This window comes from Halorubrum tibetense (assembly GCF_042661865.1).
Taxonomy (GTDB): domain Archaea; phylum Halobacteriota; class Halobacteria; order Halobacteriales; family Haloferacaceae; genus Halorubrum; species Halorubrum tibetense.
On the sequence record NZ_JBHSWW010000005.1, the window covers coordinates 25,283 to 36,708 of the forward strand.

An 11,426-nucleotide genomic window follows, 5' to 3' on the forward strand; every position below is an offset into this window, starting at 1 on the left:
TTGGACTGTCTTGGTACTGTATTCTATTAGTCTGCCTAGCGATCGGCTTGGTTTCGTTGGCATGAACAGCGAATACGGAACCACGATCTGAGCTTTGGAGTGGTTTGTGGGCAGTGGATTATCATCGAAGCACAGACCGAAAAATCACTTTTTGCGGCGGGAGGTCTATTCAATTCTTGATTATATGTTCAGACAGTATTCAAAATCACATCCATTAAAGAATAGTATTAAACCTCAGATAATTTGGCTGGAATGACGAATTCCAACGATCCTACTGATAGTAGCAAAGTTCCAGTAAGTCGGCGTCGAGTAATGAGAACTGTTGGGGCAGGTTCAGTGAGTATCCCCGGAATCATCGCAGGTAGCACCTCTGGGGCAGCAGATGAGGATTGGGATTGTACAGACAGTTGTCCCCAAGAAGAGGTTCAGACAAAGCAACTCGAACTTCCAGATCCAGCTGGTAGTGCTGATAAGCTTGAAGGTGCTGCTTCCATTCATTGGAAGGAATCAGGCTATTCGTCTCAGAAAGGCAAATGGTTCCACATTTTCTCAGTGTCTGGTGGAGCCTCGTCCGAATCGTCTGGAGTACTGGGCGGCCACGTTCATGGACAACACTACAAGCTGGAAACGTCAGACGGCGATATCCAACCGTCTACTGAAGGAGACAAGCATGGTCATCTTCCCGGTGATGATGACGGTAGTATCCCAGACTGGGGTGCGCCGCTTCTGGAAGCAGCTATCGGAACAGTAAGTGTTGGAATGAGCTGGTTCCTTGCTGTTGGTCAAGCCCTTAGGGAAGAATTCGGGCGGCGGCCAGACGGGTTCGAGATCTTCGGTGGCGGGTTCGAATATGGTGATATGGCATTTAGTATCACATCACCAAACCCCTGGAAACAAAGCGCATTCTTCCATCGTGTCGAACTCGAAACTGAAGAAGTGTCTCCTGTTGTTGATGTTAAACTGGGTATCTGTCACCACGATAGTACTGCAACCACCCTCTGGAAGGATCTCGAAGGTGAACTAGATTTCTTCGGTAGTAGTGGAGACCCTGGATTTTCGCCAGATAAGCTAGAGTCTGATCCGTCCAAGATGAGCCCAGAGACCCGAGAGAAACTGGGAATTGAGGACGTGCGTAAGCAAGAAGAAACGATCACGTCAGCGGCGGCCTCTGAGGAAGTCAAACTTGATTACATAGTGAGAGAATCTCCGATCTCTAGAGATGGATTTGAGGTTGTCGAACGGGACGAGTCTGAAATGGATGAACCTCGCAGCAAGCGATTCCGAGAGCGTCTGAACAAGCCAGCTCCCTCCGATTACTAGAGATTTCATCTACACTTCTATCCAGTACAATTAATAACTCTCTTTTCGAGTGTTTTAGCATGGACAAAAGTTTGATAACATGTTCACGAAGGCGTCTATTGGCGTTAGCGGGACTTTCAGTAACAGGAGGGTGTACCAGCCTCCCAGGTCAGGAACCCTCTCCACCAGGACTTGATAGCCTCTACCTCCGTAACCAGCGCACTCAAGAAGTGGAGGTCGCCGTGGCTGTGGAACGAGATAGCGAAATTGTGTATGAACAGGCCCACGAGCTCGCCGCTTGGAAGAGTAACACTTCGTTTGGTGAACTTCTTATCGACGAAGACTGGCTAGGAACGCAAACTCCGTATGAGGTGATAATCGACCTAGCTGATACAGAGACTGAGTCGTACTCGACGGAGGATTTCCTCGAGATCGTTGGGGATACAGATGGGATCAATTGTTTTGGAATTAATGTTGTTATTGATTCTGATTTCATCGACTTTCGGCCATCTGCTCAAGAAACGTGCCGTCAGTGATTTTGCTGGGAGTCGCACAATCTCGGAGGATAGATTTGATGCGAGCTTTCTGTTCCGTTTATTTGCTCTGAATCAATACTCATCGTTTTTTTATCGCTTGGGGCGTTAACATGATTTGGTTCAGCATAGTCAAGAATTTGCTCAACAGGTAGATAAGATATGAATGAAGATTTATTTGTTCGTGTAGCCGGCAGTATTGGGTCGATAGCGATTCTACTCGTTGCGATTACAGTGGGCGCTCTCCTGGGGGATGATCCTGATGAAATATTCGCTTTGTCAATGGTTTGTGTAGTCATACTCTCAATAAGTGCGATTATAATCATCTATCATTTTAGGTACAAGGTAAATTCACTGCACTGACCGAAGCCAGTTCAGATCGTGTCACGTGCTGAATATTTCAACAGACCCACCATCCGAAAGCTCTACCGACAGCTCAAGAAGAATTAGAAATGGTCGTCATCTACTCGACGAAAAAGGTCTTGTAACTTAGGCGGCAACTCTTTTGGATGTACCTGATTGCCAGTTCGCAGATCTTCAGCGTATGCTTCGATTGACTCTGGATCATCAACCCACTCCAGGAAATCACTCTTGCGGTCTTCGTATTCACGTCTTGCAGTGATGAGTCGCTCGTGGCTCTCTGTCACTCCGAGATGGCGCATCCGCTGTCGGAGGTAGTGGCCCAGCGTTGTAAGAGTCCACACACGGCGGACGGAGTCATCTCGGTATGCTTGGTCAGGAACAATCAGCCTGAGATGGACGGCTTCGTCACGGCGATCATTCAGATACCCACGGCTCACATCCAGTAAATCGTCGATTTCGTCGAATCGATACCCTTCACCATCAAGAAGAGAGATCAACTCAACTGCGCCCTTCTTCTCAAAAAATTCCGATAGTTCATCGTAATCCACATCCTCTAAATTGGGCGCTGTATCGCGGATATCATCTGGCATTACCTACTGTTCTGTGATGCAGCGCTATTCACCTTGTACATTAGTTCAAATTATACTGGCATTCAGGATATATCCAAATATTCTATGTATTACTGTTTGAGACGAACGGTAGTATGCGAATTTTGTATTTAACTCTCCGTATCAAAGGTTATTCCGGAAACTTCGGAAACAACACGCTAGCAGTTAAGTTCAAAATGAATCTACTATCGATACTAATGTCCTCACTCAACTGGGCTGTTGACAGCTCATTTTTGTCTATCGGCGGTGAGAGCCGATGAGCAATGAGAACAGTCGGGTTCAAAGTGGGCTGACAAAGCAAGTTGATGATGTCTTTACTGCAGATACTGACTGGATCACACTTGCGAACGAACTGGACGTGAGCCGCTATACGCTACGGGACGCACACCCTGAGTGGAGTTCGTCACTTCCGTTTCGGCCAATGTTTCTGGCGTATCTGTGGGCAACTGTCGAGCATGAATCCCTGTCAGGAATCCCAGAACGCCTCTCTGACCGACCGGAACTCGCCCGTGCATTTGGATTCGAGATGGATAATCTCCCCTCAGAAAGTAGCTGCAAACCAGTCCGGCTTGAAAGCCGATTCGGAAAGTTACAGACGGTCGTCAAATCAGGTGCTGAAGAGATCCGCCTGCTTGTAGCTGAACGAGGCGCACCAATCGGGAATGATCTTCTCAAAACAGCGGACGGCGAGGACAAACAGTCGCTGTCAAATCGAACCGTCCAACGCCTGCTGCGGAAGAAGGGCCACGAAGTGCTTGATGAGTTGAAATCAGTAGCCATCCCTTCAATCTCACTCTCTCGCTCGGATGATGCGATCTACGACGACGATGAGTTACTCGTCTTAGAAGCAATCGCATCGATCAAGCAGCAGGCGGCACACGGTTCGGGACAGAAGCTGGGTGACATGAAAAATCCAGATCCCGCTGTTGATGACCCGTTCTACGAGGACGGTCCATCTGGTGAGACGCTATTGGAAGCCCTCAAGCAGATGTCTATCGAGGACATCGCGACTGTGCTAAATTTCGCTCTCCGAAAGACCTACACACGCGCGAAGCCCCAAATCAGGGAGCTTGAACACGGGAACGGCTCACGATTTGGCACTCGGGCGAAAGTCGCACTGGACATCACGTATGTTGCCTACTATGGCGATCGCGACGAGATGAAATGGGTCCAGGGCGCACCAGAGGGGAAGGGATACACCTGGTGTCACAAGTTTGCGACGGTCGTGATCGTCGGCGAGAACACCCACTACGTCGTTGGGGTGTGTCCGCTTGGGAGTACGGACTACGCCGCGACAGACGCCTATCCCGGTAAGGATAGTTCCTACTACGTCGGGGACGTTGCACGGCGACTTCTCTCGATCGCCGAAGACTATGTCGACATCAAGATGGTGTATGCCGATCGGGAATTCCACGCTGTAGACGTGATTCAGACGCTCACTGACAAGGGGTTGGACTACGTGATCCCTGCTCAGAAAGATCAGCATCGAATTGGACCAATGTGTGACCGGTTTGATCAAGTGAAGCAGGGGTATCACGAACCGAATGACACCCCGCTGTATGTCGAGGAGGATTTCGTCATGCACGGTGCAGTGAAGGGTGGCGTCTCAAACCACACGGTACATACGACCGTTGCCGTGTTACCCCCAGCGGAAGATGATGATGTCCATGAAGAGGGATCGCCACAGCCGTTTATCACCAGTCTCGATGTGAGTGACGAGGTCGCACTCGATCGGCGCTGGGCGAAAAAGCAGATTGAACAGTACAGTGACCGTGGAGCGATCGAGAACTCGTACTCGTCGATCAAGAACGCAGCAGCGTGGACTACCTCGAAGGAGTTCGGAGTACGGTGGTTCCATTTCGCCTTCGGGTGTGTGATCTACAATATGTGGTTGTTAGTCGATTTCCTCACACAAGAGCGCATTGGGGTCATTGAAACCCGGAAGAAGCCCAGAATCACACTCAGTCGGTTCCTTGATTGGCTGGACAAAGAGCTGATCACACTCATTTAGAGCTCGGTCTGGGTTAGCCCTTCCCGAGAGGCATCACTCTTTGCTGAGATAGATTTCGACCGATAAGTTTGTTTAGTATAATAATTCTGTCTCTATGATAGCTATTAGAGCGTAATCGCGGCTATTTCTATCGGGTACTGGTACGAATAGAGTCGATCCCGTGAACGTTTTGACCGGCATTCGCAACTCCACGGCCACAAACTTTCTATAGCGAGATACGATATACTACACTTCCATAACGGGGAGTTCCTCCGAATGGATCGGATCGAGGCGTGTTTACCCCTGCTTCGAGGCAGAAGGATCGACCTCCTCGGAGGTATGAGAGCGCCGGAAACAACGCTTCCGGGGTTAATAGTGCTATATTTCGAGATAAGAAAGACTATCTAGAACACTGACCCCATTACCCTCATCGTCCTGCGGTTTCGATCTTAACCAACGATCAGCCATCGGATTACCGACTGTTGGTTAAGACTGAGCAGAGCGGCTTTCCCGGACCACACGGATCGGTGTGTATGGGCGATATCTTCCGCGTCAACTGCCCGGGCTGTGGACAGGAGAAGGGCCCGATCACGACGCATCCCGGCACCGTTGGCATCCACTGTTCGTGCGGGGTCACCGCAACCGTCGACATCGGCGCACAAGAAATAGACGAATGGTGGGAGCGGGAGAACTGACCTACCGGAGGTCGACACCTACGTTTATCCTTCACACCGAGTAGAACGTGGTATGAGCAGGGAACCCCCCGACGCCGACATGATCTCGGACGAGGAGCTCACCGAGCTGCTCGCCGATGCTGAGGGGGCGACGCCCCAGGAGATCGAGCGCGGCGCTGCTAAACTCGAGATCACACCGCCTGAAAGGGCGACCATCGTCGACGTCGACGAGTAGCACTACTATTTCGATTTGTTTTCAGCACCACTAAGCAACGGCTACAGCTGGATCTACTGACTGGCGGTTCTATGCTCAAAAACAACTCAGAACGGCCAGATAGCGGTCACTGATGACGATCTCTTCTCTGGAGATTCACGCTTTAGTGTTGGATAAGGCTGTCACCGCGGAGTTCTCGTAGAAATCTACCTACTGGCCATCGTACCATGGGGGCGCACCGAACGCCTCAGCGTAACAGTCTGGGTGGCAGGGCTCTTTTCGATTGTCAGGCCACGCCCGATCGAGTGGAACCTGCTCTCCACAGAGCCCACATTCAGCACTGTGGCCGGCCTGACGGGCGTCCGGCGAGAGGTTCTTCGCCTCGGTGTAGAGCTCATGTAAGGCCCACGGAGTGAGGCGGACAGCGACGCGCTCGGCAGTTGCTGGATCCTCTTCCGACGTCGCGGCCGAGAGAGTGAGAACCCAATCGTCACCCGGCTCGCCGTCGGTCGCAGGCCCGAGGGCAATCGTTGACGCCAGGTCGTCGTCGACGTAGAACCAGTCGGCATCTCGATCCACATGGTAGTGCCCGTAGGGCCGAGGATTCTCGGGATCGACGTCGTCAGCCATCGTTGTCTCAGCGCTCAGGCGTTCGCCTTGCGCTCCGGTCCCGACGCCGATGTGAGCGGGAGGTCCGCGTCGATCTCGTCGTACCACACTACCGGGCGCTTTGCGCTGCCGTTCTCTTCGAACTCAAGGAGCCCGTAGTCGGCGAGCTCGTTCACGTTGTCGAGGACCTCCGGTGGGTTCCGGTCGACAAGGCGAGCGAGTTCACGGATGCTCTCTGGCTCGTGCTCAACGATTGCTTCGAGGAGTTCGAGGTTGGTCGACCGAAAGACGCGACCAAACGTCTCGAGGTCCTCGATCGACAGCGTCGGCTCACCGGGTTCGACGTCGTCGCCGGCGTCGATCAATTCGAGCCGCTCCTCGAGGCCGCTGCGATCCGCGGACTTGATCTGGACGTGTAGTGTTCGGGTCATGATGTTGTGGGGTGGGGCTGGGGTTGCGATCGTGCGTCGATCAGCGTGCTTGGGAGGTTACCAGTCGGTTCGTTTCTCTGGGGGCAGCGCCGCTCGCCACGCACGGAATATCTCGACGAGTCCAGGATAGTCGATCTCGAACGTCTCCGAGCCCATATGGAGTTCGTGGACGCCGTGATGATTGTCGAACCGAATGATCGGATCTTCTGCGCCGGCTTCACCGTAATGATAGGCGTAGTTGATGCCCTCCTCAAACTTCTCTGAGGTAGGACTGAGAGTACGCGTACCCGGGCGACAGTCCCGTCGGCGTAGGCTTCAATCTCATCTTCGAGTACGGTGACGTCATCGCTCATCCACACCTGTGGTGAGGGAGACAATACCGATAAGTGTTAGAGTGAAACCTAACACGAGATTGAGTCGCAAAGCCCCATCTGACGCCGACACGGTCTTGAACGAAGAGTTCACCGAACTGCTCGGTGATGATGAGAGGACGATGCCCAAGGCGATTGATCAGGAGGCCAGCAACCTCGAGATTACGCTGCCTGAAGAGGCAACGGTTGTCGATGTTGGCGAGTAGTACTACTGCTTTTACGTGGTTTTTAGAGCCTCCAAGCAGCAGCCATAGGTGATCTACTGACTGGGGGTCTTGTTCTTGAAAAATGCTGATCTATGGTGGCTACTGTGGACGGCCAGTACTCTGGAGATCCGTACCGAGATTGTTGGTTAAGAACTGTCGCTCTTATGTAGAAACGCGGAAAGTCCGTATAGTTACACTGAATCGTCGGTAATCTGGAGGTATTCTCCGCTCAGTCGGCGTTCGATCGCCTGTTTCAGCAGCTGATTGAGTTAGAAGTCATCAAGATGGATTCGGAGCCACTCGATGTCCGCATCAAGCGGTGACTCAAAGAATTCTGGGAGACCACGTCTTGTCGCGCTACGGGGATCAGAGTATCGTCACGTGCTCAAATACCGACGGTCTGTAGTACCGAGACTGTAATTTCAAGCCGGCCTACACCTACAGAACACCGTATCATCGGTACTCGACCGTCGCGTAGATGAGCGCGAACCTTGCGGGGTTCACGGCGAGCGTACCGAGGTACAGCGCGAGGACAGCGACTCCAGACCCAGCGAGGGCTGCGCCAGAGGGGTCGCCAACGAACAAGGCCTACCAGTGACAGAGTTGATCGAGCAGGTCGACGATGACTGACCGCGATCAGCCCCAAAGAGCGGCAGAACTACCAGATGATGAGGCTGGGGGCGACGAAAGCGACGACCAGTGAGCGATTATCGAAATCGACTGTTACGCATCTTCCAACTCATCTGCGTCGATATCGCCTGTAAGGTACTCTCGACCGAGATCAGATAGCTGGTAGTATCCGTCACTGTCCTTCACTAAGAGCCCCTTCTCGGCTAATTCTGGCAACCGCCCCCGTACTGTAGAGTACCCGATGTTGTGCCCGTGTCGATTTAAATTCCGGTAGAGAGGCTTCGGGGCGAGTTCTAGGTTGTAGTCGTTGAGAAACTCCAAGATGACTAGGTCAGTCATCGTCATCCATCCCGGAGTAGGCCGCATTTTTGCTATATCCAATGGAGACTTTGTTAGTTACAGGGGTTGTGTCTCCTGAATAGACTATTTGAGCCAATAAATAGCCTACATAGGCTAATATTTAATACTTCACAATACACATGCTATAATCACGGACCCCATCGGCCGTTGATGACGACGCACTGTGCGAAAAAAGATGCTGGCCGACCCGTGCCAATAGATGGCCCATATGGGGGTTCCGTGAACACGCACGAACCCATGTACACCGGTTCAACGCGGGGGCTTGAAACTCTCGTCCGACACATAGAATCGACTTTGACTGACGAGTACCCGGCAGCGCTCGCGACGCTAGTATGGGTCGTCCACGCGAGCCACGACCTATCCAACAACCAGCACCGGAGTCACCAGCTAGACGTATCGCTCGCAACCAACACCCCTGAATCAACCATGACGATACCATTTCCACCGAAGATCGCATCGCTTCACAACCCACCGCGTATGCTCCCGATAAACGGTACATCTCAATGAGCCGCCCAGCAATCGATCTTGAAACTGACGTCGTCCGCGACCGTCCGCTCATCCAAGAAGAGGCGAAGATTCAGGTGACGCTCTGTGATGACGACCCGTCACAACTCACGCTCAGCGTCGGCGGGAGCTGGGGTGTTACCTTCGCCGAACTCACCCCGACGGAAGCCCGTGCGATCGCAACAGCACTCGAACATACGGCCGTGCGCGCTGCCGCTGCCACGGAGGACTCAACCGATGGGTGACTTCTTCGATGACCTCAACGAGAAAATCGGCGCTCTCGGCGATCAGGAGGAACCAGTCGACGATCTTGAGCACGATCCGACAAATGGTCGGTGGCTCGAACGAGAGACAGCAGAAGCGTTCGAGCGGTGGGGGTACCAGACAACACGGAATAAGTACCTGTTCGGGCTTGAGACGGACGTCGTCGCCCGGAGATCGGACCTCCAGAACGACCCGGCCGATTACCTCGTCGCCGAGTGTAAAGACTGGCACACGACGCTCGTCGGCCGTGATGCGGTCGCCGATATCTCTCACCGGGCGCTGCTCGCGCGGGCGATGCCTGCGCTCGTCGTCGGGTGGGGCGTCACCACCCAAGCGTGGTGGCTTGCCCAAGTGCTTGATGTGCGAATCCTCACCATTGATGACCTCAACAAGGACTCGCTGCCGCCGCTTACTGAACGTCGGCCGCCTCGGGGGACGCTTCGAACGAGACGAGAACCGTACGTGAGCGAACTCAGGAGTAATATGCCGCAGTTACTGAAGCGACGGAGCAAACTTGATATCGAGACGCCGGTGTTCTTCGATGGCGGCTGTGGCCCTTGTTACGTGCCAGATCGACGTGGGAATGACAAGTATGTCAACGCCTCTAACACCGACTACAACTTTAGGTAGAAGTCGATAGGCGAGGCTGTGACGGAAGACGTGCGGATAGACATCCTCTGGTCCGCCGCGACCAAACTCACCGGTCTCGTGTACCTAAATGGTCGAACAGCAGCCTCGTGAGCAAGCCTCTTGACGGAGTTTCGGACAAAGCGTGTCGTCATCCGCTCGGACTGTCTGGAGAGAAAGAGGTAGGAACTGTTTTTCCAGCGATTGTCGAGGTAGATATTGAGCGAACGGTGAGTACTGAGCGTCCCGTCGACGTTCAGCTCACTAAGCTGTCGTACTCAACACACTTGTGTCGACCTACGTAGGAGAAAGTCACCTCCTAGAGTTCGTCACCATTTTATATACATTTTCATACACATCTGATTTCGCCCATAAATATCAGTTTTCTAATGAATACAACAGTTTATTCCAGACAATCCAAGAGGATGGTGGTGATTTGGGTGTGAAATCTTTTGTCGGTATGGACGCCGATGAGCTATCGATATCCCATGCTGAGCCAAGCTCGTTCAGACTAGGCGTCGGGCACTTTCTCGAATCCTCGTGGGATAGTAATTAATCATCAGCATACGACTCTAAGAAAGTCGGCATGGCGTTGAGAATTGTGTCCCGCTTCTCAATAGAGTAGCTGTTGTACAGCTGTTTAATTCCTTCTCGGGAGTCACCCCGCAAATAATCAGTCATGGATGTGTTCCCTGGAGTGTTAGCATCCCCACCGAACTGATCCTCGTAGTGGGTCGTTCCCCAGTGCCGCCAATAATGTGGGTTAAGATTGTCATCATCATTTGGACCGTAGAAATATCCAAGTTCTTTGGCCCTTCGAATAAATTTATTTGAGATGATTTTCCCACTCAACCGCATTTTGCTCTGTGTTGTGAGAAATAACGGATCAGACGGAGAATCCGGCTGCGGACGGGTACAAAGATACCATAGCAGCGCATCTCTCAATTCTTCATCGATCGGAATTTTGCTGTCTGTTTTTGTTTTATTGCCGGTATTTCGGGTTTCGTCTGACTGCCGTTTCTCAGATCGAAAAATAATGTGATCATCCCACCGTCGGAGATCTGGATGAACATTCCAGTTACAACCAGGGTGAGTGATGGAGACATCTTCGAAGTCGAGGTTAGATACTGCTCCTGCCCGTCTTGGTATTTTGGCCAGCAGAAGCTGGACAGTGATCCACAGGGGATGATTCCACTGTCTGACAACGTTCCGAGCTTCCGATAAATCGATGATGTGTGGTTCCCTGCCAGACGGTGATTCTAGAAACCAGTCTCCGTTCTTCACTGCATGTTTCTGATACACCTTTTGAAACGGGTCTATCTCAATAGGATCAACGGATTCGGTACACCACTCGTACGCCTGTGTCAGTACTGCGTACGTGTTTTGCTGAGTCTTAGGAGCATAGTTCCTCACGAGTTCTTTCAGGAACTCTTCGGCAATTTGGGGAGTTACTGATCGTGGTGGGATGATATCTTCGTATGATAGCCGACCCGCATCGATCTCTGTCCAGTGACAGTCGTAATCACCTTTTTTTGCTGCTAAGAACCTCTCAAATCTGTTTATACATCTCTCTGCCACCAATCTTGTCCTTTCAGCAGAGAGATTCTCTGGAGTCGCTGCTTGGCAGTGCCACTTCTCGTACCAGACCCAGTCGATCACATCGACAGGCGCGTGATCTGGTCTGATGGCGGCGGATCAGATCGAACTGGTCTTGGAGTGTCTTCGAAGCGCTGGTAAGCGTAA

General features: G+C 52.2%; 13 protein-coding genes and 2 pseudogenes. 9 read left to right on the forward strand and 6 right to left on the reverse strand.

Annotation, left to right across the window (positions count from 1 at the left end; translation table 11 throughout):
* The first annotated feature begins 312 nt into the window (after positions 1-312).
* Both ACFQEU_RS01070 and ACFQEU_RS01075 read left to right on the forward strand, forming a co-directional pair.
* Positions 313-1,320, forward strand: coding sequence for a hypothetical protein (locus ACFQEU_RS01070; protein ID WP_379778362.1), 1,008 nt, complete (start codon positions 313-315; stop codon positions 1,318-1,320).
* A 209-nt stretch (positions 1,321-1,529) separates the two neighbouring features.
* Complete coding sequence (locus tag ACFQEU_RS01075) at positions 1,530-1,835, forward strand: hypothetical protein (protein ID WP_379778364.1); 306 nt, start codon at positions 1,530-1,532, stop codon at positions 1,833-1,835.
* 443 nt (positions 1,836-2,278) lie between these two features.
* Here the strand turns inward: ACFQEU_RS01075 and ACFQEU_RS01080 are convergent, their stop codons facing one another.
* Positions 2,279-2,785: a hypothetical protein gene (locus ACFQEU_RS01080; RefSeq protein ID WP_379778366.1), complete on the reverse strand. Its 507-nt coding sequence runs from the start codon at positions 2,783-2,785 to the stop codon at positions 2,279-2,281.
* A 274-nt stretch (positions 2,786-3,059) separates the two neighbouring features.
* Between ACFQEU_RS01080 and ACFQEU_RS01085 the strand changes: the two genes are divergently transcribed.
* From ACFQEU_RS01085 to ACFQEU_RS01095, 3 genes are all read left to right on the forward strand, one after another.
* Positions 3,060-4,814: a transposase gene (locus ACFQEU_RS01085; protein WP_379778368.1), complete on the forward strand. Its 1,755-nt coding sequence runs from the start codon at positions 3,060-3,062 to the stop codon at positions 4,812-4,814.
* 512 nt (positions 4,815-5,326) lie between these two features.
* On the forward strand, positions 5,327-5,488 hold the full coding sequence (locus ACFQEU_RS01090; RefSeq protein ID WP_379778370.1) for a hypothetical protein: 162 nt from the start codon (positions 5,327-5,329) through the stop codon (positions 5,486-5,488).
* A gap of 52 nt (positions 5,489-5,540) precedes the next feature.
* Positions 5,541-5,702 carry a hypothetical protein gene (locus ACFQEU_RS01095; RefSeq protein WP_379778372.1) on the forward strand — a complete coding sequence of 54 codons (162 nt, stop codon included), beginning with the start codon at positions 5,541-5,543 and terminating at the stop codon, positions 5,700-5,702.
* A gap of 189 nt (positions 5,703-5,891) precedes the next feature.
* Here the strand turns inward: ACFQEU_RS01095 and ACFQEU_RS01100 are convergent, their stop codons facing one another.
* The 3 genes and pseudogenes from ACFQEU_RS01100 to ACFQEU_RS01110 all read right to left on the reverse strand — a co-directional run bounded on the left by ACFQEU_RS01100 (position 5,892) and on the right by ACFQEU_RS01110 (position 7,074).
* Positions 5,892-6,311, reverse strand: coding sequence for a DUF8161 domain-containing protein (locus ACFQEU_RS01100; RefSeq protein ID WP_379778374.1), 420 nt, complete (start codon positions 6,309-6,311; stop codon positions 5,892-5,894).
* A gap of 14 nt (positions 6,312-6,325) precedes the next feature.
* Entirely contained in the window at positions 6,326-6,721 is a 396-nt protein-coding gene (locus tag ACFQEU_RS01105) for an HVO_A0114 family putative DNA-binding protein (protein ID WP_379778376.1), read from the reverse strand.
* 57 nt (positions 6,722-6,778) lie between these two features.
* Positions 6,779-7,074, reverse strand: a pseudogene (locus tag ACFQEU_RS01110) (toxin-antitoxin system TumE family protein).
* A gap of 95 nt (positions 7,075-7,169) precedes the next feature.
* Between ACFQEU_RS01110 and ACFQEU_RS01115 the strand changes: the two are divergent.
* Positions 7,170-7,298, forward strand: coding sequence for a hypothetical protein (locus tag ACFQEU_RS01115; protein WP_379778378.1), 129 nt, complete (start codon positions 7,170-7,172; stop codon positions 7,296-7,298).
* Between the two features lie 212 nt (positions 7,299-7,510).
* Positions 7,511-7,701, forward strand: a pseudogene (locus tag ACFQEU_RS01120) (IS1595 family transposase); the annotation flags it as partial.
* Positions 7,702-8,021: 320 nt separating this feature from the next.
* Here the strand turns inward: ACFQEU_RS01120 and ACFQEU_RS01125 are convergent.
* Positions 8,022-8,273, reverse strand: a complete 252-nt coding sequence (locus ACFQEU_RS01125) for a winged-helix domain-containing protein (protein WP_379778380.1) — start codon at positions 8,271-8,273, stop codon at positions 8,022-8,024.
* A 518-nt stretch (positions 8,274-8,791) separates the two neighbouring features.
* On the opposite strand from ACFQEU_RS01125, the gene ACFQEU_RS01130 reads away from it, so the two are divergent.
* Both ACFQEU_RS01130 and ACFQEU_RS01135 read left to right on the forward strand, forming a co-directional pair.
* Entirely contained in the window at positions 8,792-9,037 is a 246-nt protein-coding gene (locus tag ACFQEU_RS01130) for a hypothetical protein (RefSeq protein WP_379778382.1), read from the forward strand.
* Positions 9,030-9,686, forward strand: coding sequence for a hypothetical protein (locus tag ACFQEU_RS01135; RefSeq protein ID WP_379778384.1), 657 nt, complete (start codon positions 9,030-9,032; stop codon positions 9,684-9,686). The genes ACFQEU_RS01130 and ACFQEU_RS01135 overlap by 8 nt, the downstream gene beginning before the upstream one ends.
* A 549-nt stretch (positions 9,687-10,235) precedes the next feature.
* Here ACFQEU_RS01135 and ACFQEU_RS01140 read toward each other — a convergent pair.
* Positions 10,236-11,342 (reverse strand): tyrosine-type recombinase/integrase, encoded by a 1,107-nt coding sequence (locus ACFQEU_RS01140; RefSeq protein WP_379778386.1) that lies wholly within the window; start codon positions 11,340-11,342, stop codon positions 10,236-10,238.
* Positions 11,343-11,426: the final 84 nt, after the last annotated feature.

Coding starts and splice junctions, on each gene's coding strand:
- ACFQEU_RS01070 (WP_379778362.1), top strand. CDS start 313: ATGAGAACTGTTGGGGCAGGTTCAGTGAGTATCCCCGGAATCATCGCA.
- ACFQEU_RS01080 (WP_379778366.1), bottom strand. CDS start 2,785: ATGCCAGATGATATCCGCGATACAGCGCCCAATTTAGAGGATGTGGAT.
- ACFQEU_RS01085 (WP_379778368.1), top strand. CDS start 3,060: ATGAGCAATGAGAACAGTCGGGTTCAAAGTGGGCTGACAAAGCAAGTT.
- ACFQEU_RS01090 (WP_379778370.1), top strand. CDS start 5,327: ATGGGCGATATCTTCCGCGTCAACTGCCCGGGCTGTGGACAGGAGAAG.
- ACFQEU_RS01095 (WP_379778372.1), top strand. CDS start 5,541: ATGAGCAGGGAACCCCCCGACGCCGACATGATCTCGGACGAGGAGCTC.
- ACFQEU_RS01100 (WP_379778374.1), bottom strand. CDS start 6,311: ATGGCTGACGACGTCGATCCCGAGAATCCTCGGCCCTACGGGCACTAC.
- ACFQEU_RS01105 (WP_379778376.1), bottom strand. CDS start 6,721: ATGACCCGAACACTACACGTCCAGATCAAGTCCGCGGATCGCAGCGGC.
- ACFQEU_RS01125 (WP_379778380.1), bottom strand. CDS start 8,273: ATGACGATGACTGACCTAGTCATCTTGGAGTTTCTCAACGACTACAAC.
- ACFQEU_RS01130 (WP_379778382.1), top strand. CDS start 8,792: ATGAGCCGCCCAGCAATCGATCTTGAAACTGACGTCGTCCGCGACCGT.
- ACFQEU_RS01135 (WP_379778384.1), top strand. CDS start 9,030: ATGGGTGACTTCTTCGATGACCTCAACGAGAAAATCGGCGCTCTCGGC.